This window comes from Methylobacterium sp. J-076 (assembly GCF_022829405.1).
Lineage (GTDB): Bacteria > Pseudomonadota > Alphaproteobacteria > Rhizobiales > Beijerinckiaceae > Methylobacterium.
Window position 1 is genome coordinate 23,969 of record NZ_JAKSXW010000084.1, and the last position, 22,722, is coordinate 46,690.

The following is a 22,722-nucleotide window of genomic DNA, read 5'->3' on the forward strand; positions in this document are numbered from 1 at the left end:
AGCCTACAGGCTCACACGGGAACTGCAATGAAAGAACGTCACCGGGCACCGGGAGGGGCCCTTCAGGCGAAGACCTTGGCGAGCCCGGCGGTGCGGGGAATCGGCCGGAGCAGGCTCTTCACCTGGGAATAGGGGCGGGGGCGGTTGATGATCTCGTCGAGGCGCGACCACAGCGTCTTGGGGGAGAACGGCTTGGCGATGATCTCGTTGACGCCGAGCCCGACCGCCCGGTCCACCACGTTCCGGCGCGGCTGGGCCAGCATCAGGATGATCGGCAGGGTGGGGCAGGGGGAGGTGGTGGGCGTGCGCGCCAACCGGATGAACTCTTCCCCCGACAGGATCGACAGGTCCCAGTCGATGATGGCGATGTCGGGCTTGCTCTCGGCCAGGACGCCGAGCGCCTCGGCGCCATCGGGCGCCTCCAGGACGCGCTTGATGCCCACGCGCATCAGCATGTCCCGGACGATTCGCCGGATATAGAGGCTCTCGTCGACGACGAGGGCGGAGAGGTCGGGGAATGTGGGTGTGGCGATCATCGGGTGCGTCGTCCCGTCGCGACCTTAGCCAAACCCAGTTTGCAATTCGCTAACGCCGCTCGCCCTGAGCGCGATGGTTGCGGCGGGAAAGTGACGGAACCGCCGCGTTTCGGCCTAAAAGGACCTTGCGGTCAAGGCCCGATTGCGTCAGGACTGACCCATTATTCTTGGTTAGCGTGACCTGGGGTAATGCGCAGTGCGAGCCGCCGATCCTCCGCAATGGTCGGCGTGTATTCTGAATACGGGCGGCGGACGGTTTTTGCGAGCTTCTAATGGGACGTGGTCGTGATTTCAGAGGGCCGCAGAAGCGCGGCTTCGACGAGGGCGGTGAGCCGAGATGGCCTGATCAGGCTCCCTCGGGCGGCTTTGGCGGTGGCTACGGCGGTGGCGGTGGCGGCGGCGGTTTTGGTGGCGGTGGTGGCGGCGGCTACGGCGGGGGCGGCTTCGACCGCGGCCCGGCACGCGGCGCGGCCCCGGCTCCGACGGGCCCCGAGCGCGATGCCACGGTGAAGTGGTTCAACAAGGAGAAGGGCTTCGGCTTCGTCGAACTCGGCGACGGTTCGGGCGATGCCTTCCTCCACATCCGGGCCGTCGAGGCGGCCGGCCATGACGACCTCATGCCCGGCACCAAGCTGATGGTCACGACGGCGCAGGGTCAGAAGGGTCCGCAGGTCACGAGCGTGACCAGCGTCGACACGTCGACGGCCGAGGCTCCGGCTCCCCGCCGCGAGTTCCGTCCGCGCACCGGCGGCTTCGGTGCCCCCGGCGCCGGCGGTGACCGCTTCGGTGGCGGTGGCGGCGACCGTTTCGGTGGCGGCGGCGACCGCTTCGGCGGTGGCGGCGGCGGTGGCGGGCGTCCCCCGTCCGGCCCCTCCACCGAGATGGTCGGCACCGTGAAGTGGTACGACCCGGCCAAGGGCTTCGGCTTCGTCTCGGTGAACGACGGCGGCAAGGACGTGTTCGTCCACCGTTCGGCGCTCGCCCGCGCCGGCCTCGACTCGCTGGCCGAGGGCCAGCAGGTCACCCTCGGCGTCGTCGAGGGCATGAAGGGCCGTGAGGCCCAGTCGATCAACGTCGACGGCTGAACCCCGGTCGCGCGGCGCCTCCCTGTCGCCGCGTTGCCATGACATAGCCTGAACGGCGGCTCCGCCCGGGGCCGCCGTTCGTGTGTGTCGCCCTGAGTTTCGCATGGTCCGCCGCCTTCCGCCGCTCCTCTGCGTGATCTGCTCCGTTGCCCTGCCGGCCCAGGCCGAAGACTTCACCGGCGCCTATGCCGGGGTGAATGCCGGCTACGGCTGGAGCCGGGAGGGGAACCACGGCACGGCCCCCGCCACCCTGCCGGGCGCCACCGCCACCGTGCCCTCCGCCCCCAGCCTCCCGCCGAGCGCCACAGCCGCCGCCGCCGCCCTCCGGCATTCCGGCCGAAGCACCGCAGGGCGCTGACGGTCGCCCCTGTCGTCGCCACCGCACCCCCGTCTTTGGCGAGCGAATCGCCCCGATCAGCGCCGTCGCCGAGCGCGACGAATCCCGGGTTCGCCCCACGTCGCCCATCCGGACGCTGCGGCAGCGTGACGCCGCGTGCGGAGCGGGCCTCGGCTTGTCCCGAACGCGCCCGCCGGCCCCTGGCCCTCTCCGTCGCGAACGGCGCCAAGTGCTTGGCGGCTGGCTGGAATCGTTCCGAAAGATAGCGATTGCGAGCTGCCACGGGCCACTGCTACCCGACCCCATGGCCAACGACTCGCTCACCGACGGCGTCCCGCCCGACCCTGCCTCCCGCAAGGGATCGACGGGCCTAGGCGACCGCCTCGGCGTCGCGGGCCGGGTGGTGCTGGCGATCATCGGGGGCTACGCCGTCGCCGCCCTCGCGACGGCGCTCGGCGCCCTCATCCTGCCGCTGCCGCGGGCGGAGGCGGTCTCCGCCGCGACGATGGCGAGTTTCGCAGTGATGGCGGGCGCCGTGGTCTTCGTCTTCGCCACCCCCTCCCTCGGCCGCGCGGTCCTGGGCATCGCCGGATCGGCGGCGATCCTCGCCGCGGCGCTGTGGCTGGTGGGCGGCTTCTCGCCGACGGGGCCGGCATGAGCGAGCCGAGACGCTTCCGCCAATCCATGGCGTGGCTCCACACCTGGGCGGGGCTCGTGGTCGGCTGGGTCCTGTTCGCGGTGTTCGTCACCGGGACCGCGAGTTACTACCGGGAGGACATTTCCCGCTGGATGCGCCCGGAAACCACCGAGACGCGGGTGGACCCTGCCACGGCGGCGACGCTGGCGGGCCAGTTCCTCGCCCGCCAGCCGGAGAACACCGGGGGCTGGTTCATCGGTCTGCCCAAGGCGGAGAAGCCGCTGACCGAAGTGTACTGGTGGACGTCCTTCGACGGCCCTTTCCACCACGCCCTCCTGGATCCGGCGACCGGGGAGCCGACCCGCACCCGCGACACGCAGGGCGGCGACTTCCTCTACAGGTTTCACTTCGAACTCGCCCTGCCGTCGCAATGGGGGCGGTGGATCGTCGGCGCCTGCGCGATGGTGCTGCTCATCGCCCTCGTCTCCGGCATCGTCACCCATCGCCGCATCTTCGCGGACTTCTTCACCTTCCGTCCGAATCGGTCGCGGCAGCGGGCATGGCTCGACGCGCACAACCTGTTCGGGGTGCTGCCGCTGCCGTTCCACCTGATGATCACCTATACGGGGCTCGCGACCCTCGCACCGATGCTGATGCCCTGGGCGGTCCAGACCGCCTATCGCGACGCGCCTTTGGATTATTTCGTCGAGGCGGGGCTGATGCCGAAATCCCGCCCGCCCTCGGGCCAGCGGGCGGAGGGACTACCGCTCGGCGACATCGTGGCCCGCGCCGCGTCGGCCGGCGGCGAACTGCCCGAGGCCCTGCTCGTCTCCTCGCCCGGCGACGCCGCCGCCACGGTGAACGCGGTGTTCGAGGAGCCGCACGGCCTCACCCATTTGCACCCGCAGATCGCCTACGATGCAGTCTCCGGCGCCGAATGGGCCCGCAACGGAGCGGCGGGCGCGGCCACGCGCACCGCCACGGTGATGTACGGGCTCCACGAGGCGCATTTCGCGGCGCCGGCCCTGCGCGCGCTGTTCTTCCTGTGCGGCGCCCTGGGGGCGGCGACCGTGGCCTCCGGCCTCGTCCTGTGGACGGTGGCTCGGGCGCCGAAGGGGGCCGCGCCGGAGGGGATCGGCCTGCGGCTCGTGCGGGTCCTGAACATCGGCACGATCGCCGGCCTGCCCGCGGGGATCGCCGCCTTCTTCCTGGCGAACCGGCTGCTTCCCCCGGATCTCGCCGGCCGCGCGAGCGCGGAGGTCTGGGCCTTCTTCGGCACATGGGCCGTCGTAGCCGCGATCGGGGCGCTGGCACCCCGGGCCCGGGCATGGCCCGCCGCCCTCGGCCTCGCGGCGGCGGCGTTCCTCGCCGTGGTCCCCGCCGACCTCGCCTTCGTCGGCGAGGCGCGGTTCGTGGCCTTCGACGTGGCGATGCTGGCCGCCGCCACGCTCCTGATCCTCGCCGCCCGGACGGCGACGCGCCCCCCCGCTGCCCTGTGGCGGAGCCCCCCGACCGGGGCTGTCGAAGCATGAGCGCCGCCGGCCTCGGAGTCTGCGTCGCCCTGGCCTTCGCCGGCCTCGCCTGCCTCGCCCTAAGCCTCGACAGGCATCACCGCGCCGTCCTGCGCCGGCCGCTCCCCCGGGGCCGCGCCCGGCCGCTGCGAGCGGCGGGCTGGGCGGGGCTCGGCCTGTCCTTCTACGCCGCCGTGGCCCTGGCCGGCTGGAACTTCGGGCCGGTCCAGGCGGTCGGCGCCGTCACCGCCGCGGCGCTGGGGGTCGCCCTCTGCCTCGCCTACCGGCCCGGCTGGCTGCGCCCCGCCGCCGTCGCCGCCCTGCCGCTGGCGGCGGCCTGCCTGCCCTTCGCCCTGGCCGCGTAAGACCGGGGTCGCCAACCGCCCGCAGCAGGCGTAGGCTCCGGGCTTGGGGCGCATCGGCCAAAAGTCCACCTTGCGTCGGCCGGCCATCTGACATTGGCTGCACCCGGACGCCGAGCGAGCGCGGCGAGGGGATCCCAGCGCCCGGGATCCCGACACGAACGAGCTGCGGTCCGCGAGGCCGGGCCATTTCCAGGGAGAACGCCCATGAACAAGCCCGAATTCTTCGGCGACAGCCGCACCAAGTCGCCGTTCTCGTCGCGGTACGAGAACTTCATCGGCGGCCAGTGGGTCGCCCCCACCGCCGGCCGCTACTTCGAGAACACCTCGCCGATCACCGGCAAGGTGGTCTGCGAGGTGCCGCGTTCCGATGCGTCGGACGTGGAGAAGGCCCTCGACGCCGCCCACGCCGCCAAGGAGGCCTGGGGCCGCACCGCCCCGGCCGAGCGCGCCCGCATCCTCAACAAGATGGCCGACCGGATGGAGGAGAACCTCGATCTGATCGCGCTGGCCGAGACCTGGGACAACGGCAAGCCGATCCGCGAGACGACCCACGCCGACATCCCGCTGGCCATCGACCATTTCCGCTACTTCGCCGGCTGCGTGCGGGCGCAGGAGGGCTCGATCTCCGAGATCGACCACGACACCGTGGCATACCACTTCCACGAGCCGCTCGGCGTCGTCGGCCAGATCATCCCGTGGAACTTCCCCATCCTGATGGCGGTGTGGAAGCTCGCCCCGGCGCTGGCCGCGGGCAACTGCGTGGTGCTCAAGCCCGCCGAGCAGACCCCGGCCTCGATCCTGCTGCTGATGGAGATCATCGGCGACGTGCTGCCCCCGGGCGTCCTGAACATCGTCAACGGCTTCGGCCTGGAGGCCGGCAAGCCGCTCGCCTCCTCGCCGCGCATCGCCAAGATCGCCTTCACGGGTGAGACGACCACCGGCCGCCTCATCATGCAGTACGCCTCCCAGAACCTGATCCCGGTGACCCTGGAGCTCGGCGGCAAGTCGCCGAACATCTTCTTCGCCGACGTGGCGAACGAGGACGACGACTTCTTCGACAAGGCGCTGGAGGGCTTCACGATGTTCGCCCTCAACCAGGGCGAGGTCTGCACCTGCCCGAGCCGCGCCCTGGTCCACGAGTCGATCTACGACCGCTTCATGGAGCGGGCGATCAAGCGCGTGGAGGCGATCACCCAGGGCTCGCCCCTCGACCCGGCCACGATGATCGGCGCCCAGGCGTCGAGCGAGCAGCTGGAGAAGATCCTGAGCTACGTCGACATCGGCAAGCAGGAGGGCGCGGAGTGTCTCACGGGCGGTGAGCGCAACGTGAAGGACGGCGAGCTCGCCGAGGGCTTCTACATGAAGCCCACCGTGTTCCGCGGCCATAACAAGATGCGGATCTTCCAGGAGGAGATCTTCGGCCCGGTCCTGTCGGTCACGACCTTCAAGGATGACGCCGACGCCCTCTCGATCGCCAACGACACCCTCTACGGCCTCGGCGCCGGCGTCTGGACCCGCGACGGGACCCGCGCCTACCGCTTCGGCCGGGCGATCCAGGCGGGCCGCGTCTGGACGAACTGCTACCACGCCTACCCGGCCCACGCGGCCTTCGGCGGCTACAAGCAGTCCGGCATCGGCCGTGAGACGCACAAGATGATGCTCGATCACTACCAGCAGACCAAGAACATGCTGGTCAGCTACTCGGCCAAGAAGCTCGGATTCTTCTGAGTTCGGCCGGGTCTCCCCGAGACCACCTTGGGCCCCGGCCACCCGGCCGGGGCCTCTTTGTCTGTGCGGACCTCGACGCCCGGGGTCGGCGGCGACATATCGGGACGGAACGGCCGGGAGGAACGCATGGGCGCCGCGGAGACGACCGAAGCCACCACCGCCGAGCAGGCCGGCGCGGACGGGACGCCGCTGCGCGTCACCGCGACCCCGGCGGCGCTCGCCCTGGTCGAGGAGCTGAAGGCCGAGTACGGCCCGGTCCTGTTCCACCAGTCCGGCGGCTGCTGCGACGGCTCCTCGCCGATGTGCTACCCCGTGGGGGACTTCATCGTCGGTGACGGCGACGTCCGTCTCGGACAGGTGGCGGGGGCCGATTTCTTCATCTCCCGTCCGCAATTCGAGGTGTGGAAGCACACCCACATCCTCCTCGACGTGGTGCCCGGCCGGGGGGGCATGTTCTCCCTGGAGAACGGGCGCGAGAAGCGGTTCCACATCCGCTCGCGGCTGTTCACGCCGGCGGAGAACGAGGCGCTTGGCGGCGCCTGCCGGTTGTGATGTCCTGACGGGCCGCCGTGGTTGCCGCGCTCTCGCTCGCACTGACGGTGTGGATCGCGACGGGAGGGCGAGATGACCGAGAGAGCCGGCCTGATGGTGGTGCGCGAGAGCACGCCGTTCCGCGGCAAGCAGGGCCACATGTACCGCCCGGCCATCTCGGCGGAGGCGGTCGGCGCCCGGGCGCTGCACATGCAGCTCCTCGAAATCGCCCCCGGCGAGCGCGCCCACGCCCACAAGCACGAGGCCCACGAGACGGCGATCCACGTCCTGAAGGGCGTGTCCGGCTGCTTCTGGGGCGAGCGGCTGGAACACCACGCCATCGCCGGGGCCGGGGAGTTCGTCTACATCGCGGCCGGCGTGCCGCACCTGCCCTACAACCGCAGCACCATCGAACCGGTGGTGGCCGTGATCGCCCGCACCGACCCGAACGAGCAGGAAAGCGTCGTCCTGCTGCCGGAGCTTGAGGCGGGGGTCGACTGGTCGAAGGCCAGCTAGGGCCTGTCCGGCAGGGGAGGGGCGGTATCCAGGCGCCCCCCGACACACCGCCGTCATTGCGAGCGAAGCGAAGCAATCCAGGGCGGCGGGACGCCTCAGACCGTGGCGCTTCCCTGGATTGCTTCGCGCCGCTCGCAATGACGGGATGGGCGGGGCCTGGGGCCCCGATCATCCCTTCCGCCGCCTCATCCTGAGGTGCCCGCGTCAGCGGGCCGCGAAGGAGGTCAGAAGGGTGAGATCGAAGCGCGCGGAGCGCCGAACGCCCCGCCCTACTGCGCCTCCGCCCGCTCGTTGCCGAGGCGCTCGGCCCGGACCTTCTCGTCCTTCGAGAGGCCGGTGACCGCCTGGTCGAGCCAGGCATCCGAGAGCCCCTGCCCGGCGGCGGCGAGGTTCCAGGCGGCGGCCTCCACGAGGTTCTTCGAGATGCCCCGGCCCGAGGCGTACAGGCGGGCGATCCGGTTCTGGGCGATGGCGTTGCCGCGCTTGGCCGCGTGCAGGAAGTAGCGGGCCGCGGCATGCTCGTCCTTGGGGACGCCTGTGCCGTTGAACAGCAGGATCGCGAACTCGACCTCACCGGCGAGGTCGCCGTTGTCGGCCGCCCGGCGGAACCACGAGGCCGCCTGCGTCGGGTCCTTCGGCACGCCGCGGCCCTGGAGGTAGAGCACCCCGAGATCGTGCTGGGCCGGGCCCACCTCCGCGTCGGCGGCCTTGCGGAACTGCTTGGCCGCCTCGGCCTCGTCGGCGGGGGTGCCCGTGCCGATCAGGATCAACCCGAGGTTGTAGGACGCCGTCGGCGAGCCGAGGGCGGCGGCCTGTTCGAGCCAGCGCCGGCCGGCCTTGGGGTCCCTGGGTACGCCGCGCCCGTCCAGGGCCATCAGCCCGAGGGAGGACATGGCGGCCGGGTCGTTCTGCGCGGCGGCGAGCTTGTACCAGTCCGCCGCCTTGACCGGGTTCTGCGGCACGCCGAGCCCCTGGTTGTACAGCTCCCCGAGCAGCGTCATCGCCGCCGCATCCTTGGGGTTGGCCTCGATCCGCTTCGTCGCCTCGCGGAAGGCGGTGACGTACTGGCCCCGCTGGTAGGCACCGTAGGCGGTATCGGGCGGCTGTCCGGAGGCGGGCGGCAGGGCGCCGCCGCCGAAATTCGGCGTGTACGGGCTCGGCAGCTCCCGCATCGGCTTCTTCTCGGTCGGCGTCGCGGTGGCCTTCGGGTCGGCCAGGGAGACGGCCCCCGCCGCACCCTGCCCGAGCAGGAGCGCGACGAAGGCGAGGGCGATGCGCGTCATCCCGCCTGCGCCCCGATGAGCGCCTGCACCCGGGCGACCGCTTCCGGATCGCCGGCCCAGATCGCGCTCTCCAAGCCGATGAATTCGGCCCCGGTCTCGATCAGGGCGGGCAGCTCCGCCTCCGCGGCGGCGACCGCGACGCAGGGGGTCTCGAAGATCTCGGCCCACCAGCCAGCCCTGGCCAGCACGGTCTCTGGGTCGGGGGCGGCGCCGTCCGGGTAGAGGCCGCCGAACATCAGGTAATCCACGCCGGCCTCGCCGGCCTCCATGGCGATGTGCTTCGATTCGAAGCCGCCCGCGCCGAGGATGCGCCCGTCCCGCAGGCGCCCGCGCAGATCGCCGAGGTCGGAGGCCGGATCGCGGGGTTTGTCGAGGTGGACGCCGTCCGCCCCGCCCCGGGCGGCGACCTGCACGAGGTCGCCGACATAGCCGGCGCAGGCGACGACGAGGGCCGCCTCCCGTGCCTGCGTGAGCGTGGACGCGCGCTTGACGAGGCCGGTCAGGGTCCGCTCGTCGGCGGCGGCGAAGCGGAGGATCACCGCGGCGACGTCACCCGCGGCGCAGGCCGCTTCGAGGGCGGGCAGGAGGGCCTCGACCCCCGCGGCATCGAGGCCGTGGGGACCGAGGAGGGCGATGCGTTGTTCCACCATGGACCTATGAGGGGTTGAGGATTCCCCCCCCGCTTACTGCGGCCCGATCTTCGGGTCGAGGGAGCCGCTGGCATAGCGCTTGGCCATGTCGGCCACCGAGATCGGCCGGATGTTGGCGCCCTTGCCCGCCGTGCCGAACTCCTCGAAGCGCTGCTTGCAGAGCTTCGTCATCGCCTCCATGGCCGGCTTCAGGTACTTGCGCGGGTCGAACTCCGCCGGGTTCTCGGTCAACACCTTCCGGATCTGGCCGGTCATCGCCATCCGGTTGTCGGTGTCGATGTTGATCTTGCGGACGCCGTGCTTGATGCCGCGCTGGATCTCTTCGACCGGCACACCCCAGGTCGGCTTCATCTGGCCGCCGTACTGGTTGATGATGTCCTGCAGGTCCTGGGGCACCGAGGACGAGCCGTGCATGACGAGGTGGGTCGTCGGCAGGCGGCGGTGGATCTCCTCGATCACGTTCATGGCCAGCACGTCGCCGTCGGGCTGGCGGGTGAACTTGTAGGCGCCGTGGCTGGTGCCCATCGCCACCGCCAGCGCATCGACCTTGGTGGCCTCCACGAACTTCACCGCCTCGTCCGGGTCGGTCAGCAGCTGGTCGTGGGAGAGGGTGCCCTCGGCGCCGTGGCCGTCCTCGGCCTCGCCCTGGCCGCTCTCCAGGGAGCCGAGCACGCCCAGCTCACCCTCCACCGAGACGCCGGCCCAATGGGCCATCTTGGTGACGTTGCGGGTGATCTCGACGTTGTAATTGTAGTCGGCCGGGGTCTTGCCGTCGGCCTTCAGCGAGCCGTCCATCATCACCGAGGTAAAGCCGTACTGGATCGCCGTGGCGCAGGTCGCCTCGTTGTTCCCGTGGTCGAGGTGCATGCAGACCGGGATGTGCGGGTAGATCTCGACGAGGCCGTCGATCAGCTTGGCCAGCACCACGTCGTTGGCATAGGACCGGGCGCCGCGGCTCGCCTGCAGGATGACCGGCGAATCGGTGGCGTCGGCGGCCGCCATGATGGCCAGGCCCTGTTCCATGTTGTTCAGGTTGAACGCGGGCACGCCGTATTCATGCTCGGCGGCGTGGTCGAGGAGCTGCCTCAGGGTGATCCGTGCCATAGTGTCCGCCTTCCCGTTCGACGTGTCGCGATGCAAACGCCCGTGAGGGCGTGAAATTCCAGTTCAGCCCTTGGCGCGCAGCGCCTCGACGCCCGGCAGGGCCTTGCCCTCCAGCCATTCGAGGAAGGCGCCGCCCGCCGTCGAGACGTAGGTGAAGGTCTGGCCGACGCCAGCGTGGTTGAGCGCGGCCACGGTGTCGCCGCCACCGGCCACCGAAACAAGCGCGCCCGCCTTGGTGCGCTCGGCCGCGTGCTTGGCCGCCGCGACGGTCGCCGCGTCGAAGGGGGTCAGCTCGAAGGCGCCGAGGGGGCCGTTCCAGACCAGGGTCTTGGCACCGTCGATGGCCGCGTTGATCTCGGCCACCGATTCCGGGCCGGCATCGAGGATCATTCCACCCTCCGGCACGGCATCGACGGGCACGGTCTCGTGCGCGGCGTTGGCCTTGAACTCGGAGGCCGAGACGGCATCGACCGGCAGGATGATCCGGCAGCCGGCCTTCTCGGCGGCGGCGAGGATGCGGGTCGCGGTCCCGGCGAGGTCCTTCTCGCAGAGGGACTTGCCCACCGGCTTGCCCTGCGCGTGCAGGAAGGTGTTGGCCATGCCGCCGCCGATCACCAGCATGTCGACCTTGGCGACGAGGTTCTCCAGAAGATCGATCTTGGACGACACCTTGGCGCCGCCGACGAGGGCGATGACCGGGCGCTGGGGCGATTCGAGACCCTTGGTCAGGGCCTCCAGCTCGGCCTGCATCTCCCGGCCCGCATAGGCGGGCAGGCGGTGGGCCAGGCCCTCCGTGGAGGCGTGGGCCCGGTGGGCGGCGGAGAACGCCTCGTTGACGTAGACGTCGCCGTTGGCGGCCAGCGCGTCGGCGAAGGCGGGGTCGTTCTTCTCCTCGCCCGCATGGTAGCGGGTGTTCTCCAGCAGGATCACGTCCCCGTCCTTCAGGGCGGCGACGGCCTTGGCGGCCTCCTCGCCGACGCAGTCCGCCGCGAAGGCGACCGGCTTGCCGAGGGCGGCGGACAGGGCGGGCACCACGGGCTCGAGGGAGTCCTTCGCCTCGCGCTTGCCCTTCGGCCGGCCGAAATGGGCGAGGAGCACGACCTTGGCCCCCTTTCCGGCGACCTCCCGGATCGTCGGGGCGACCCGCTCGATCCGCGTCGCGTCGGTGACGCGGCCGCCCTCCATGGGAACGTTCAGGTCCACGCGCATGAGGACGCGCTTGCCCTGGAGCGAGCCGGCATCGTCGAGGGTGCGGAAGGCGCTCATCGGGTCCTTTTGCGAAGTCGGTGCGGCGGGGAGGGGGCGGCGGGAAGCCGGGCTAGCCGGCGCGCGGCGGGAGGAGCTGGTCGAGGTTCAGCCGCTGGAGCGCGACCATCAGCGCGACGGTCAGCACGGCGGTGATGACGGCGGTGAGGACGAAGGCGCCCGTCCCCGGGAGGCGCCGGGTGCGCTCGGCGAGGCCGCGCACCTCGTTGCGCAGGGCGGAGAGGTCGGACTGGCGGGCGGCCTCGTTCATCCGGCCCGTGGCACCCTCGACCTTGTCCTCGACGCGGGAGAGCAGCGACTCGGAGCGGGCGTACTTGTCCTCGATGCGCGAGGCCTTGTCCTCGATCCGCGCGAGCTGGTCGAAGAGCTGATGCGAGGCGATCGCCCCCATCGGGCTCGCGGCGGGGGAGGCGGGGGCCGGCGCGGCGGCGGGAGGGGCGGATGGGCTGGGAGAAGGCGGAGGAGCGGGGGCGGGACCCTGCGGGATGAAACCCTGGCCGCCCGTTGTACCCTGCGACGCGTCTGCCATCCCGAGAACCACCCTTCCGAAGGAACGCCGTAAGAAACAGGCGGCCCCGCCGCCCGGAGGGGGCGGCGGGGCCGGTCGCGGACGATCAGATGAGCTTGGCCATCGCCACGGCCGTGTCGGCCATGCGGTTCGAGAAGCCCCACTCGTTGTCGTACCAGGCGAGGATGCGCACCAGCACGCCGTCCATCACCTTGGTCTGGTCGAGGTGGAAGGTCGAGGAATGGGGGTCGTGGTTGAAGTCGATCGAGACGTTCGGCCGGTCGGTGACGCCGAGCACGCCCTTGAGCGGGCCGGCGGCGGCGGCCTTCACCGCGTCGTTGATCTCCTGGACCGTGGTCGCGCGCTTGGCGGTGAACACGAGGTCGACCGCCGAGACGTTCGGCGTCGGCACGCGGATCGAGGTCCCGTCGAGCTTGCCCTTCAGCGACGGCAGCACGAGGCCGACCGCCTTGGCGGCGCCCGTGGTGGTGGGGATCATCGACAGCGACGCGGCGCGGGCGCGGTAGAGGTCCTTGTGCATCTGGTCCAGCGACGGCTGGTCGTTGGTGTAGGAATGGATCGTGGTCATGAAGCCGCGCTCGATGCCCACGGCCTCGTCCAGCACCTTCGCGACGGGCGCGAGGCAGTTGGTGGTGCAGGAGGCGTTCGACACGACGAGGTGGTCGGCCTGCAGCTTGTCGTGGTTCACCCCATAGACCACCGTCAGGTCCGCCCCGTCGGCGGGGGCCGAGACGAGGACGCGCTTGGCGCCGGCGTCGAGGTGGGCCTTGGCCTTGTCCTTCGAGGTGAAGATGCCGGTGCACTCGAGGGCGATGTCGACGCCGAGGTCGCGGTGCGGCAGCTCGGCCGGGTTGCGGACGGCGGTCACCTTGATCCGGCGGCCGTCGACCACCAGGAACTCGCCATCGACGGCGACCTCGCCGGGGAACCGTCCGTGCACGGAGTCGAAGCGGAGCAGGTGCGCGTTGGTCTCGACCGGGCCGAGATCGTTGATCGCCACGACCTCGATGTCCTTGCGGCCGGACTCGGCGATGGCCCGCAGCACGTTGCGGCCGATGCGCCCGAACCCGTTGATGGCAACCTTCGTCACGGCACTGATCCTTCCTGATGCCGGGCACCCGCCCACGATGCGGCGGCCCTATCGCCTGGTGCCCCCGGCGTCCGCGGCCCGGGCCTTCCCGCCCGGGGAGCCCTGCGAGGGTGGGCTTGAACCGGCGATGAACCGGACCGCCCGCCATCCCGACACCGCCGCGACGCTCCCGCACCGGACCGCGCCGGGGGAAGGACCGCCGCGGTCAACGCCCCGCCCGGCGACGGCCCGTTGAACCACTTGATGGAACGCGCGGCTGTCTAGCATGGCACCTCGACCTGTCAAACGCGCGGAAGTGACAAACCCCTGCTTGTTTCCGAGTTCGGTGAATTGGAATGCGAGGCAGACTGCATAGAGTCCCGGAATCGGCTTTTTCCCTGGAAATCCTGGATGATCCGGCCGAAACTTGCGGCGGTGCCCTGTCCGGTCGCGGCGCAACCGGGCAGCACCGGACGAAAGCCTTGAGACGCAGCCTGCGCCGAACCGCTTCCCCGCCGCCGGGGAACGCCTGAGGATGCCGAAACCCCCGATGACGATGCCGCCCGACGACGATCCCGCGCGGGACCCCGTGTCCGACGCCCTGCAACGGCTCGATGCGACGCTCTCCCGGCTGGAGGCCACGGTGTCCCGCCGCCTGGAGGCCGAGGCGTCCCCAGACGACCGGGACGCCGAACTCCACCTGCTCGAGGAGGACCGCAGCCGCCTCGCCGCCGCCCTCGACGCGGCCAGCGCCCGCCTCGCCCAGGTGGAGGCGACCTCGGGGGAGGTCGGGCACCGGCTCGACCGGGCCATCGCCGCCGTGGCCGGCGTGCTGGAGAGGCACTGACCCCATGCCGATCATCACCGTCACCATCGACAGCAAGACCTACCGCATGGCCTGCGGCAAGGACGAGGAGGCCCACCTCACCGCGCTGACCGCCGACCTCAGCGAGCGGGTCGGGCGGATGCGGGAGAGCTTCGGCGAGATCGGCGACATGCGGCTTCAGGTGATGGCCGCCCTCACCATCTCCGACGAGCTGTCCGACCTGCGCAAGCGCTTCGCCGCCCTGGAGGCCGAGGTCGCCCAGTCCCGCTCCGTCGTCGCGGCGGCCGAGCGGGCGCGGGACGAGGCGGCGGCGCGGGCCGCCGAGGGGATCTCCGGCGCCGCGAACCGGATCGCCCGCCTCGCCGACGCCCTCAACGCCCCGGCGGGCACCGCCGCCGGCCGCCGCCCTGAGGGCGGCGCGGGCGAGCCATAGACCGGGGCGCCGGGACGCGCAGGCGAAGCCGGCGCGGCGGGGAGGGGGCTCGCCGGAGGAGTCTCGTCCCGCACGCCCCCTCACCTGCGGCTGCCGCCTCGTTCAGCCGACGACAAGGTCGGCGAACCCCTCTCCCCGCAGGCGCGGCGAGGGGGAAAAGCGGCGCCGGCGCAGTAGGATGAGACCCGGTTTTTAAGTCGGCCACTCAGGATGAGGGCAGGGATGGGATGACGGCCGCACCGGTCCCCACCGGTCGGGAACGGGAAGGCCCCTTCACCCCGCCCCCGGCCCGGCGATGTAGCGCCCGAGCGCCGCGGCGGCGCGGAGCATGTGCGCGCGCATCCGCCGGGCCGCGGCCTCCCCGTCGCCCTCGGACAGGGCGGAGAGGATCTCGCCGTGCTCCTCCCGGGAGCGGTGGATGCGGTCGCCCTGGCGGAGCTGCGTCCGCCGGAAGGCCGCGAGGCGCTCCCGCAGGGCAAGGGCCTGCTCGGCCAGGAAGCCGTTATGGGTGCCCGCGTAGAGCGCCTCGTGGAACGCCCGGTTGAGGCGGTCGTAGGCGTCCACGTCGCCGGCCGCCACCGCGGCGGCGGACTGGTCGTGGAGGTCGATCAGCGCCCCGCGCTCCAGGGGCGTCATGCGGTAGGTGGCCAGCCGCGCGCACAGGGCCTCCACCTCCGCGGAGGTCTCGAACATGTCGCCGATCCGCTGCGGCGTCAGCTGGGCCACCACCACGCCCCGGCGGGGGCGGATCTCCACCAGCCCGGACGCCGCGAGCTGGCGCAGGGCCTCCCGCACGGGGGTGCGCGAGGCCCCGTAGCGGTCGGCGAGCAATTGCTCGTCCAGCACGGTGCCGGCGGCGAAATCGCCGGAGGCGATGGCGTCGGTCAGCGCGTTGCGGATCCGCTCCGACAGGAGCCCCCGCTCGGCACCTCCCATCCCATCGCCCGCATCCATGCCCTGCACCCCACTGTCGTACCCCTCGCCGTCAGTGCGAGCGCCGCGAAGCACCCCAGGGGCGGCGGGCCGTCCGACGAACGGAGCGCATCCCTGGATCGCTTCGCTGTGCTCGCGATGACGGAACCGGCCTGTTCTACCCGACCAGCGCCCGCACCGTCAGGAAGAAGATCGACGGCCCGACGAGGCAGCCGATGCCCGTATGGAACGTCGCGGTGAGCGCGCCGTAGGGGACGAGCTTCGGGTCCGTGGCCGCGAGCCCCCCGGCGACGCCGCTCACCGTCCCCATCAGACCGCCATAGGCCATCGCGGAGCGGGGGTTGTCGAGCCCGATCAGCTTGGCGACCAGCGGCGTGCCCACCATCACCATCACCGCCTTGGTGACGCCCGTGGCGATGGAGAGCGCCATCACCGTCGAGTCGGCACCGATGGCCGCCCCCGTCACCGGGCCGACGATGTAGGTGATCGCCCCCGCGCCGATGGTCGTGATCGACACCGCGTCGTGGTAGCCGAAGGCCACCGCCGTCAGCGTGCCGACGATGAACGGCAGGATCGTGCCGAGGGCCAGGGCCAGCACCCCGAGGAGCCCGGCGCGGCGGGCCTCGATCACGTCCACCTCGAAGGCGGTGGCGACGATGGCGAAGTCGCGCAGCATCGCCCCGCCCATCAGGCCGATGCCGGCCAGCGCCGGGATGTCGGCCACGCCCTTCCTGCCGCCGGTGTAGAGCCCGCCGAAATAGGCGAGCACCAGCCCGAGCACGATGGCGATGGCCGAGCCGTGAACCCGGCCGTTCGTGAGGCGTTTGGCAGCGAAGTTGGAGACCAGGATCAGCCCGCCGACCACGGCGAAGGCCGCGACCAGGCTCTGTTCGATGAAGACGTGCTCGATGCCGTGCCAGATGCCGTGATCCATGGCTCAGACCTCCCGTCGCGCCGGAGCGGGGCCCGCAGGCCGCGCCGCGATTCCCTCGGCCTCGCCCTCGATGACCGCGCCCGCATGGGCCGCATCCGGCGCGGGGGTGCCGGGGCCGCCGAAGCGGCTCAGCAGCGCCACGGCCCCGAAGCACAGGACCAGCGAGCCCACCGCGGCGATGATCACGATCGGCCCGCCGGTGAGCGCGGCCACCACGTTCTGCTGCGCGGCCATGGCGACCACGATGGGGATGTACATCCCCGCCCAGAACTCGACGCCGAACTTGACGCCCTTCGACAGGCGCCCCCGCCGGTCGAGCCAGATCCGGGCGGCGATGAGCAGGATCATGGCGATGCCGACACCGCCGACATTGGCCTTCACCCCGAGGGCGATCCCGAGGAGGTCGCCGAGATACACGCCGATCAGGGTGCAGGTGGCGAGGAGGGCGACGCCGAAGACGATCATCGCCGGAGCCCTCCGCGGACGAGGGCCGAACGATGGCGGACGGACTCTGCCGATTCCGGCATGGCGCGCTTCCTTCCCATATGACGTTATTTGTTGCTTTTGAGTATGCAGCATCTTTCCGGATTGGCAATCCGATATACGAAAAAGTGATTCGGACGGGTTTGAAAATTCATGCGCGACGAATAGAGTGAGGCCTGCATACAAGGGAGACGAGCGATGGCCGACTGGCGCGGGGAGAGGAAGGCCCGCGACGCGCGCATCGAGGCGGGGCGGGCGCACGCGCAGGGCAAGGTCGTGCCGGCGGGCGAGGCCACGGCGCTGCTGGACGCGGTGCTGAAGCCCGGCGACCGGGTCTGCCTCGAGGGCGACAACCAGAAGCAGGCGGATTGCCTCGCCCGCGCCCTCAGCCAGTGCGATCCGGCCAGGGTCCATGGGCTGCACATGGTGCAGTCGGGCATCGTCCTTCCGGAACATCTCGACGTGTTCGAGACCGGCATCGCCGAGCGGCTGGACTATTCGTATTCCGGCCCGCAGGGCGCCCGCGTCGCCAAGATGCTCTACGGCGGCCAGATCAAGCTCGGGGCGGTCCACACCTACCTGGAGCTGTTCGCCCGCTACTTCATCGACCTGACGCCGCATGTGGCGTTGATCGCGGGGGTCTCGGCCGACCGGGAGGGCAACCTCTATACCGGCCCGAACACCGAGGACACGCCGACCATCGTGGAGGCGACGCATTTCAAGAACGGCGTCGTCATCGCGCAGGTGAACGAGATCGTCGACAAGGTCCCGCGGGTCGACATCCCCGGCGACCGGATCGACTTCGTGGTCGAAGCGGACACGCCGTTCTTCGTGGAGCCGCTGTTCACCCGCGACCCGGCGGCGATGACCGAGACCCAGATCCTCATCGCCATGATGGCGATCAAGGGCATCTACGCCGAGTACGGCGTCCGCCGGCTCAACCACGGCATCGGCTTCGGTACGGCGGCGATCGAATTGCTGCTGCCGACCTATGGCGAGAAGCTCGGGCTGAAGGGCGAGATCGCCACGCATTTCGCCCTCAACCCGCACCCGACCCTGATCCCGGCGATCGAATCGGGCTGGGTCCGCCAAGTCCACTGCTTCGGCTCGGAGGTCGGGATGGACCGCTACATCCGCGAGCGGCCGGACGTGTTCTTCACCGGGGCGGACGGGAGCCTGCGCTCGAACCGGGCCCTGTGCCAGACGGCGGGGCTCTACGCCTGCGACATGTTCATCGGCGCGACCCTCCAGATCGACCTGATGGGCCATTCCTCGACGGTGACGCAATCGCGGGTGGCGGGCTTCGGCGGGGCGCCCAACATGGGCTCGGATCCGCACGGGCGCCGCCACCCCTCCGATCCGTGGATGAAGGCGGGGCGGGAGGGGCAGGTCGTCGGCGATCCGGCGCTGATGCGCGGGCGCAAGCTCGTGGTGCAGATGGTCGAGACCTTCGGCGAGAAGCTGGTCCCGACCTTCGTGGAACGCCTCGACGCGCTGGAACTGGCGAAGAAGATCGGCCTCGAACTCGCGCCGGTGATGATCTACGCCGACGACGTGACCCACATCGTCACCGAGGAGGGCATCGCCAACCTGCTCCTCTGCCGGGACGCGGACGACCGGGAGCAGGCGATCCGCGGGGTCGCCGGCTACACCGAGGTCGGCCGGGGCCGGGACAGGGCGAAGGTCGAGGAACTGCGCGCCCGGGGCATCATCCGCCGGCCGGAAGACCTCGGCATCGAACCCCTCGACGCCGACCGCTCGCTGCTGGCGGCGCGCTCGATCAAGGACCTCGTGCACTGGTCCGGCGGCCTCTACGAACCGCCCGCCCGGTTCAGGAACTGGTGATGGGCGGGCGCAGCGCGCGCCCTCTCCCCTCTGCGGGGGAGGGTGGCCCCCGAAGGGGGTCGGGAGAGGGGAGCGACGGTGCAGAACGTGGCCCGGACCCTCGCGTCTCCTTCGCCCCTTCCTGAAGCCGGGTTCCCCTCTCCCGACCCCTGCTGACGCAGGGGCCACCCTTCCCCGCAGAGGGGGGAGGGACCGCCCTCCGAAGGTACCGCCATGGAAAGCCTGACGTTCCGCCACACGACGAAGACACCGCTTGCCGGCTCCAAGCCGCAGGCGATCACCGGCGTGGTGGCCTCCGGCAACCTCGAGATCCTGCTGGAGCGGGTGCTGCCGCCGGATACCTGCGAAGTGGCCATCGAGACGCCGGTCTCGGGCTACGGGCAGGTCTGGGAGGCGGTGGTGGCGGATTTCGTCGCCCGCGCCCAGCCCGGCGGCCTGCGCATCTCGATCAACGACGGCGGTGCCCGGCCCGACACCGTCTCCCTGCGCCTGCTCCAGGGCGCGCGTCTGATGGAGGCGTGAGCATGGCCGGACCCGACCGCGACCGCCTGAGCTGGTACGAGGCCAGCGCCCGCCAGCGCCTGGACGCGCTCCTCGATCCCGGCAGCTTCACGGAGGCGCTGGGTCCGGCCGAGCGCCGGATGAGCCCGCACCTGCCCCTGTTCGACCTGCCCCGGGCCTTCGACGACGGCATCGTCGTCGGTGCCGGCGTCCTCGACGGGAAGGCCGTCTTCGTAGCCGCCCAGGAGGGCCGCTTCATGGGCGGGGCCTTCGGGGAGGTCCACGGGGCCAAGCTCGTGGGCCTGCTCCGGGCGGCCGTGGCGGCGAAGCCGGCGGCCGTCCTGCTGCTCCTCGACACCGGCGGCGTGCGCCTTCAGGAGGCCAATGCCGGCGAAACCGCCATCGCCGAGGCGATGCGGGCCATCGTCGAGGCCCGCGCGGCCGGCGTGCCGGTGGTCGGGCTGATCGGCGGCCGGGCCGGCTGCTTCGGCGGCGGCGGGCTGATCGCCGGCACCTGCTCGCGGCTCGCCGTCTCGGAGGGCGGGCGCATCTCGGTCTCGGGGCCGGAGGTGATCGAGACCAACAAGGGCGCCGAGGAGTTCGACTCCCGCGACCGGGCGCTGGTCTGGCGCACCATGGGCGGCAAGCACCGCCGGCTGATCGGCGGCGCCGACGCGTTCTGCGCGGATACGGTCGCGGCCTTCCGCGAGGCGGCCCTGCGCCTGATCGCCGACGCCCCCGCCTTCGACCTCGACACCCTGGTGGCCGAGCAGGACCGCCTGCAGGCGCGCCTCGACAGGTTCGGCGATTGCCGGGACGCCACGGACATCTGGGCGCGGCTCGGCGTCAACGACCCCGACGCGGTGCCGGCGATGGACACCCCCGCCTTCGAGGAGACCGTGGCCCACCTGCGGGAGGCGACCCATGACGCGCGCTAAGACCACGCTCGCCGAGATCCTGGCCTCGCTCTTCCCCGGGGGCCACGCCGTCACGGTGGCGAACGGTCTGATCGCGGGCGACGGCCCGTTCGAGGGCGGCCGGCTGCGGGTGATCGGCATCGACGGCGATACGCCGCTCGGCATCGAAGGGGCGCTGGCGCTCGCCGGCCACGTCCTCGACGCGGTGCGCTCCGGCGACCGGGCGCCGATCCTGGTGGCCGTCGATTCCGACAGCCAGCGGATGAGCCGGCGGGACGAACTGCTCGGCCTCAACGAATGCCTCGCCCACCTCGCCAAGGCGCTGCTGCTGGCCGACCGGCACGGGCACCCGACCGTGGGGCTGCTCTACGGGCATTCGGCGGCGGGGGCCTTCATCGCCACCGCCCTGGCGACGCGGGTGCTCGCGGCGCTCCCCGGCGCCAACCCGAGCGTGATGGATCTCCCCTCGGTGGCACGCGTCACCAAGCTGCCCCTCGACAAGCTTCAGGAGATGGCGAAATCCACCCAGGTCTTCGCGCCGGGCCTCGACAACATGCGCGCCGCCGGGGCCGTCCACGCGGTGCTCGACCCCGCCGCGCCCCTCGGCCCCCAGATCCGCGACCTCATCGCCACCCTGCCGGAGCGGGACGGGCGCGACCGGCTCGGGCGGGAGCGAGGAGGGCGCCCCGTGGCGGAGGAGATCGCGGCGACCGTCGCCGGGCAGCTTCGTGGGCGATGAGCCGGTCCGCCACGACCTCGTGGCGGCCGACCCCGCCGCCTGGGCGGACCTGCTGCGCGCCCGCGCCGACCTCGACGGGGTGCCCCACCTCGCCGGATGGGCGGAGGCCGCCCGCCCGCTGATCGTCCGGCGCCGGGTGCCGGGGGAGGGGGACGCCTGCGTCCCGCTCGGCTTGCCCCTGCCCCCCGCCGACGGCAAGCGGCGGATCGGCCTCGCCCTGCCCCCGGACGCCCTGCGCCCGGTGCCCCCCCCGACCCTCGCCGGGACCGCCCACCACGCCCCGGCCGCGTGGGCGCCCGCCATCGACGCGCTCCTCGCCCTGGGGAACGCGCACCGCCTCGTGCCCCGGCCCTTCGGCGCCCTGCTCTGGCAGGCGGTGACGGGCCTCACTTATCTCGCCGCCACCTCCGACCTCGACCTGCTCTGGCCCGGCCCCGCCCCGCGGACGCTCCTCGACGGGCTCGCCGCCATCGACGCGGACGCGCCGATGCGCCTCGACGGGGAGATCCTCCTGCCCGACGGGGGAGGGGTGCAGTGGCGGGAACTGCGCGAGGCGCCCATGGGCGGGAGCGTTCTGGTGAAGTATCTCGACCGGGTGGCGATGAGGCCGGCCGCCACCCGGATGGTCTGAAGGAACAGTTCCGTCCCACCCCGAACCTCATCCTGAGGCATCCGCGCCAACGGGCCTCGCAGGAGGCCTCCAGCCAGCCGCGCGACCCCTGGAGCCCTCCTTCGAGGCGGCTCCGCCGCACCTCAGGATGAGGTCGAGGGGGGACGACGGTGAGTGACGGTCGGTCGGTCAGGAGGCGGGGGAGGATGGATTCGGCAGGCTGCAGCGATCCCCCGCGCAACGATCCCCCGCGATCGTGCGAAGTCTATCGGCCCGACGCCATGAACCGGACGAGCCCATGACCCTCGCCATCCTCCTCTCCGGCCAGGGCGGCCAGCATCCGGGGATGTTCGACCTCACCGCCGAGCGGCCCGAGGCGCAGGCCGTGTTCGCGGCGGCCCGGCCCCTCCTCGGCGGCACCGATCCGCGCGACGTGGCCAGGGCCGGGGAGGGGCTGCACGGCAACCGCACCGGGCAGGTCCTGTGCTGCGTCGCCGCGCTGGCCGGGTGGAGCGTGATCGCGGCGGGCAAGCCCGGCCGGGCGATCGTGGCGGGCTACAGCATCGGCGACCTCGCCGCCTGGGGCGTCGCCGGGCGCTTCGACGCCGCCACGGTGCTGCGGCTGGCCGCCGCCCGCGCGGAGGCGATGGATGCGGCCTCGGGCGAGGGCTTCGGCCTCGCCGGCATCCGCGGGATCGGCCTTCCCGCCCTTGAACCGCTCACCCACCGGCACGGATGCCACCTCGCCATCCGCAACGCCGCGGACAGCGCCGTGGTCGGCGGCCCGCGGGAGGCCCTCGACGCCCTGTGCCGGGAGGCCACCGCTGCCGGAGCGCAGAGGGCCGTCCTGCTGCCGGTGGAGACGCCCTCCCACACCCCCCTGCTCGCCGCCGCGAGCGGGCGGTTCCGCGCCCTCCTCGCCGAGGCCGAGTTGCACCGCCCGCCGCCCGCCGCGCCGCGCCTGCTGAGCGGCCTCGACGGGGCGGCGGTGTTCCAGCCCCAGGCCGGGCTCGACAAGCTCGCGGCGCAGATCTCGCACACCCTCGACTGGGCCGCCTGTCTCGACGCCTGCGGCGAGTACGGCGCCGATTGCGTGCTGGAGCTCGGCCCCGGCCACGCCCTGGCGACGATGGCGCAGGCGGCCCTGCCGGAGGCGCGGGTCCATGCCCTGGACGCCTTCCGCTCGGTGGACGGGGTGCTGGACTGGATCCGCAGGGGCTGACCCGCACCCCTCCTTGCGAGCGGAGCGGAGCGGAGCGATCCGGGGCGGCACGCGGGTGACACGCGACCCGCTTCCCTGCCCCGCAGGGCGGCAGCGCCGTTCCGGCAGGCTGGCCGCCCACGCGCGGCTGGT

General features: G+C 72.0%; 26 protein-coding genes. 16 read left to right on the forward strand and 10 right to left on the reverse strand.

Annotation, left to right across the window (positions count from 1 at the left end; all coding sequences use genetic code 11):
- Window positions 1-62: 62 nt before the first annotated feature.
- Complete coding sequence (locus tag MKK53_RS07475; protein ID WP_243928064.1) at window positions 63-536, reverse strand: response regulator; 474 nt, start codon at window positions 534-536, stop codon at window positions 63-65.
- Window positions 537-808: 272 nt separating this feature from the next.
- Here MKK53_RS07475 and MKK53_RS25375 point away from each other — a divergent pair, with 272 nt between their 5' ends.
- The 8 genes from MKK53_RS25375 (at window position 809) to MKK53_RS07520 (ending at window position 7,246) form a co-directional block, all read left to right on the forward strand.
- Entirely contained in the window at window positions 809-1,621 is an 813-nt protein-coding gene (locus MKK53_RS25375; protein ID WP_279598885.1) for a cold-shock protein, read from the forward strand.
- A gap of 103 nt (window positions 1,622-1,724) precedes the next feature.
- A complete protein-coding gene (locus MKK53_RS07490) occupies window positions 1,725-1,979 on the forward strand; it encodes a hypothetical protein (RefSeq protein ID WP_243928065.1) in 255 nt (84 codons plus the stop codon).
- A 283-nt stretch (window positions 1,980-2,262) separates the two neighbouring features.
- Complete coding sequence (locus MKK53_RS07495; protein ID WP_243928066.1) at window positions 2,263-2,616, forward strand: iron transporter; 354 nt, start codon at window positions 2,263-2,265, stop codon at window positions 2,614-2,616.
- Complete coding sequence (locus tag MKK53_RS07500; RefSeq protein ID WP_243928067.1) at window positions 2,613-4,127, forward strand: PepSY-associated TM helix domain-containing protein; 1,515 nt, start codon at window positions 2,613-2,615, stop codon at window positions 4,125-4,127. Before MKK53_RS07495 ends, MKK53_RS07500 begins: the two co-directional genes overlap by 4 nt.
- Window positions 4,124-4,471, forward strand: a complete 348-nt coding sequence (locus tag MKK53_RS07505; RefSeq protein WP_243928068.1) for a DUF3325 domain-containing protein — start codon at window positions 4,124-4,126, stop codon at window positions 4,469-4,471. The genes MKK53_RS07500 and MKK53_RS07505 overlap by 4 nt, the downstream gene beginning before the upstream one ends.
- A 204-nt stretch (window positions 4,472-4,675) precedes the next feature.
- Window positions 4,676-6,199 (forward strand): aldehyde dehydrogenase, encoded by a 1,524-nt coding sequence (gene adh / locus MKK53_RS07510; RefSeq protein ID WP_243928069.1) that lies wholly within the window; start codon window positions 4,676-4,678, stop codon window positions 6,197-6,199.
- A gap of 126 nt (window positions 6,200-6,325) precedes the next feature.
- Window positions 6,326-6,751 carry a DUF779 domain-containing protein gene (locus MKK53_RS07515; RefSeq protein WP_243928070.1) on the forward strand — a complete coding sequence of 142 codons (426 nt, stop codon included), beginning with the start codon at window positions 6,326-6,328 and terminating at the stop codon, window positions 6,749-6,751.
- 72 nt (window positions 6,752-6,823) lie between these two features.
- On the forward strand, window positions 6,824-7,246 hold the full coding sequence (locus MKK53_RS07520; RefSeq protein WP_243928071.1) for a cupin domain-containing protein: 423 nt from the start codon (window positions 6,824-6,826) through the stop codon (window positions 7,244-7,246).
- A 269-nt stretch (window positions 7,247-7,515) separates the two neighbouring features.
- Here the strand turns inward: MKK53_RS07520 and MKK53_RS07525 are convergent, their stop codons facing one another.
- The 6 genes from MKK53_RS07525 to gap form a co-directional block, all read right to left on the reverse strand.
- Window positions 7,516-8,529, reverse strand: a complete 1,014-nt coding sequence (locus MKK53_RS07525) for a tetratricopeptide repeat protein (RefSeq protein WP_243928072.1) — start codon at window positions 8,527-8,529, stop codon at window positions 7,516-7,518.
- Window positions 8,526-9,179, reverse strand: a complete 654-nt coding sequence (locus MKK53_RS07530; protein WP_243928073.1) for a thiamine phosphate synthase — start codon at window positions 9,177-9,179, stop codon at window positions 8,526-8,528. The genes MKK53_RS07525 and MKK53_RS07530 overlap by 4 nt, the downstream gene beginning before the upstream one ends.
- 33 nt (window positions 9,180-9,212) lie before the next feature.
- Window positions 9,213-10,283, reverse strand: coding sequence for a class II fructose-bisphosphate aldolase (fba, locus tag MKK53_RS07535; protein ID WP_243928074.1), 1,071 nt, complete (start codon window positions 10,281-10,283; stop codon window positions 9,213-9,215).
- 63 nt (window positions 10,284-10,346) lie between these two features.
- Complete coding sequence (locus MKK53_RS07540) at window positions 10,347-11,549, reverse strand: phosphoglycerate kinase (RefSeq protein ID WP_243928075.1); 1,203 nt, start codon at window positions 11,547-11,549, stop codon at window positions 10,347-10,349.
- A 52-nt stretch (window positions 11,550-11,601) separates the two neighbouring features.
- The gene (locus MKK53_RS07545; protein ID WP_409564289.1) at window positions 11,602-12,078 is read right to left on the reverse strand and encodes a hypothetical protein; all 477 of its coding nucleotides are present in this window, start codon (window positions 12,076-12,078) and stop codon (window positions 11,602-11,604) included.
- Window positions 12,079-12,163: 85 nt separating this feature from the next.
- Entirely contained in the window at window positions 12,164-13,168 is a 1,005-nt protein-coding gene (gap, locus tag MKK53_RS07550) for a type I glyceraldehyde-3-phosphate dehydrogenase (RefSeq protein ID WP_243928077.1), read from the reverse strand.
- A gap of 529 nt (window positions 13,169-13,697) precedes the next feature.
- On the opposite strand from gap, the gene MKK53_RS07555 reads away from it, so the two are divergent.
- Together MKK53_RS07555 and MKK53_RS07560 are read left to right on the forward strand one after the other, a co-directional pair.
- Window positions 13,698-13,994: a DUF4164 family protein gene (locus tag MKK53_RS07555; RefSeq protein ID WP_243928078.1), complete on the forward strand. Its 297-nt coding sequence runs from the start codon at window positions 13,698-13,700 to the stop codon at window positions 13,992-13,994.
- Between the two features lie 4 nt (window positions 13,995-13,998).
- Window positions 13,999-14,406: a cell division protein ZapA gene (locus MKK53_RS07560; RefSeq protein WP_243928079.1), complete on the forward strand. Its 408-nt coding sequence runs from the start codon at window positions 13,999-14,001 to the stop codon at window positions 14,404-14,406.
- Between the two features lie 273 nt (window positions 14,407-14,679).
- Here the strand turns inward: MKK53_RS07560 and MKK53_RS07565 are convergent, their stop codons facing one another.
- The 3 genes from MKK53_RS07565 to madL all read right to left on the reverse strand — a co-directional run bounded on the left by MKK53_RS07565 (window position 14,680) and on the right by madL (window position 16,738).
- Window positions 14,680-15,360, reverse strand: coding sequence for a GntR family transcriptional regulator (locus MKK53_RS07565; protein ID WP_243928080.1), 681 nt, complete (start codon window positions 15,358-15,360; stop codon window positions 14,680-14,682).
- 136 nt (window positions 15,361-15,496) lie between these two features.
- Window positions 15,497-16,261, reverse strand: coding sequence for a malonate transporter subunit MadM (gene madM, locus MKK53_RS07570; RefSeq protein ID WP_243928100.1), 765 nt, complete (start codon window positions 16,259-16,261; stop codon window positions 15,497-15,499).
- A 15-nt stretch (window positions 16,262-16,276) separates the two neighbouring features.
- Entirely contained in the window at window positions 16,277-16,738 is a 462-nt protein-coding gene (gene madL, locus MKK53_RS07575) for a malonate transporter subunit MadL (protein ID WP_243928081.1), read from the reverse strand.
- Window positions 16,739-16,954: 216 nt separating this feature from the next.
- Between madL and mdcA the strand changes: the two genes are divergently transcribed.
- The 6 genes from mdcA to MKK53_RS07605 all read left to right on the forward strand — a co-directional run bounded on the left by mdcA (window position 16,955) and on the right by MKK53_RS07605 (window position 22,590).
- The gene (mdcA, locus tag MKK53_RS07580; protein WP_243928082.1) at window positions 16,955-18,601 is read left to right on the forward strand and encodes a malonate decarboxylase subunit alpha; all 1,647 of its coding nucleotides are present in this window, start codon (window positions 16,955-16,957) and stop codon (window positions 18,599-18,601) included.
- 213 nt (window positions 18,602-18,814) lie between these two features.
- Window positions 18,815-19,123 carry a malonate decarboxylase acyl carrier protein gene (gene mdcC / locus MKK53_RS07585; protein ID WP_243928083.1) on the forward strand — a complete coding sequence of 103 codons (309 nt, stop codon included), beginning with the start codon at window positions 18,815-18,817 and terminating at the stop codon, window positions 19,121-19,123.
- Window positions 19,124-19,125: 2 nt separating this feature from the next.
- Window positions 19,126-20,040 carry a biotin-independent malonate decarboxylase subunit beta gene (locus MKK53_RS07590; RefSeq protein ID WP_243928084.1) on the forward strand — a complete coding sequence of 305 codons (915 nt, stop codon included), beginning with the start codon at window positions 19,126-19,128 and terminating at the stop codon, window positions 20,038-20,040.
- On the forward strand, window positions 20,027-20,758 hold the full coding sequence (mdcE, locus tag MKK53_RS07595) for a biotin-independent malonate decarboxylase subunit gamma (RefSeq protein WP_243928085.1): 732 nt from the start codon (window positions 20,027-20,029) through the stop codon (window positions 20,756-20,758). Before MKK53_RS07590 ends, mdcE begins: the two co-directional genes overlap by 14 nt.
- Entirely contained in the window at window positions 20,748-21,389 is a 642-nt protein-coding gene (mdcG, locus tag MKK53_RS07600) for a malonate decarboxylase holo-[acyl-carrier-protein] synthase (protein ID WP_243928086.1), read from the forward strand. The genes mdcE and mdcG overlap by 11 nt, the downstream gene beginning before the upstream one ends.
- A gap of 277 nt (window positions 21,390-21,666) precedes the next feature.
- Entirely contained in the window at window positions 21,667-22,590 is a 924-nt protein-coding gene (locus MKK53_RS07605; RefSeq protein ID WP_243928087.1) for an acyltransferase domain-containing protein, read from the forward strand.
- Window positions 22,591-22,722: the final 132 nt, after the last annotated feature.

What these genes read in the sequence shown, in the direction of transcription:
- MKK53_RS07475 (WP_243928064.1), bottom strand. Translation starts at nt 536, where the DNA reads ATGATCGCCACACCCACATTCCCCGACCTCTCCGCCCTCGTCGTCGAC.
- MKK53_RS25375 (WP_279598885.1), top strand. Translation starts at nt 809, where the DNA reads ATGGGACGTGGTCGTGATTTCAGAGGGCCGCAGAAGCGCGGCTTCGAC.
- MKK53_RS07490 (WP_243928065.1), top strand. Translation starts at nt 1,725, where the DNA reads ATGGTCCGCCGCCTTCCGCCGCTCCTCTGCGTGATCTGCTCCGTTGCC.
- MKK53_RS07495 (WP_243928066.1), top strand. Translation starts at nt 2,263, where the DNA reads ATGGCCAACGACTCGCTCACCGACGGCGTCCCGCCCGACCCTGCCTCC.
- MKK53_RS07500 (WP_243928067.1), top strand. Translation starts at nt 2,613, where the DNA reads ATGAGCGAGCCGAGACGCTTCCGCCAATCCATGGCGTGGCTCCACACC.
- MKK53_RS07505 (WP_243928068.1), top strand. Translation starts at nt 4,124, where the DNA reads ATGAGCGCCGCCGGCCTCGGAGTCTGCGTCGCCCTGGCCTTCGCCGGC.
- adh (WP_243928069.1), top strand. Translation starts at nt 4,676, where the DNA reads ATGAACAAGCCCGAATTCTTCGGCGACAGCCGCACCAAGTCGCCGTTC.
- MKK53_RS07515 (WP_243928070.1), top strand. Translation starts at nt 6,326, where the DNA reads ATGGGCGCCGCGGAGACGACCGAAGCCACCACCGCCGAGCAGGCCGGC.
- MKK53_RS07520 (WP_243928071.1), top strand. Translation starts at nt 6,824, where the DNA reads ATGACCGAGAGAGCCGGCCTGATGGTGGTGCGCGAGAGCACGCCGTTC.
- MKK53_RS07525 (WP_243928072.1), bottom strand. Translation starts at nt 8,529, where the DNA reads ATGACGCGCATCGCCCTCGCCTTCGTCGCGCTCCTGCTCGGGCAGGGT.
- MKK53_RS07530 (WP_243928073.1), bottom strand. Translation starts at nt 9,179, where the DNA reads ATGGTGGAACAACGCATCGCCCTCCTCGGTCCCCACGGCCTCGATGCC.
- fba (WP_243928074.1), bottom strand. Translation starts at nt 10,283, where the DNA reads ATGGCACGGATCACCCTGAGGCAGCTCCTCGACCACGCCGCCGAGCAT.
- MKK53_RS07540 (WP_243928075.1), bottom strand. Translation starts at nt 11,549, where the DNA reads ATGAGCGCCTTCCGCACCCTCGACGATGCCGGCTCGCTCCAGGGCAAG.
- MKK53_RS07545 (WP_409564289.1), bottom strand. Translation starts at nt 12,078, where the DNA reads ATGGCAGACGCGTCGCAGGGTACAACGGGCGGCCAGGGTTTCATCCCG.
- MKK53_RS07555 (WP_243928078.1), top strand. Translation starts at nt 13,698, where the DNA reads ATGACGATGCCGCCCGACGACGATCCCGCGCGGGACCCCGTGTCCGAC.
- MKK53_RS07560 (WP_243928079.1), top strand. Translation starts at nt 13,999, where the DNA reads ATGCCGATCATCACCGTCACCATCGACAGCAAGACCTACCGCATGGCC.
- MKK53_RS07565 (WP_243928080.1), bottom strand. Translation starts at nt 15,360, where the DNA reads ATGGATGCGGGCGATGGGATGGGAGGTGCCGAGCGGGGGCTCCTGTCG.
- madL (WP_243928081.1), bottom strand. Translation starts at nt 16,738, where the DNA reads ATGATCGTCTTCGGCGTCGCCCTCCTCGCCACCTGCACCCTGATCGGC.
- mdcA (WP_243928082.1), top strand. Translation starts at nt 16,955, where the DNA reads ATGGCCGACTGGCGCGGGGAGAGGAAGGCCCGCGACGCGCGCATCGAG.
- mdcC (WP_243928083.1), top strand. Translation starts at nt 18,815, where the DNA reads ATGGAAAGCCTGACGTTCCGCCACACGACGAAGACACCGCTTGCCGGC.
- MKK53_RS07590 (WP_243928084.1), top strand. Translation starts at nt 19,126, where the DNA reads ATGGCCGGACCCGACCGCGACCGCCTGAGCTGGTACGAGGCCAGCGCC.
- mdcE (WP_243928085.1), top strand. Translation starts at nt 20,027, where the DNA reads ATGACGCGCGCTAAGACCACGCTCGCCGAGATCCTGGCCTCGCTCTTC.
- MKK53_RS07605 (WP_243928087.1), top strand. Translation starts at nt 21,667, where the DNA reads ATGACCCTCGCCATCCTCCTCTCCGGCCAGGGCGGCCAGCATCCGGGG.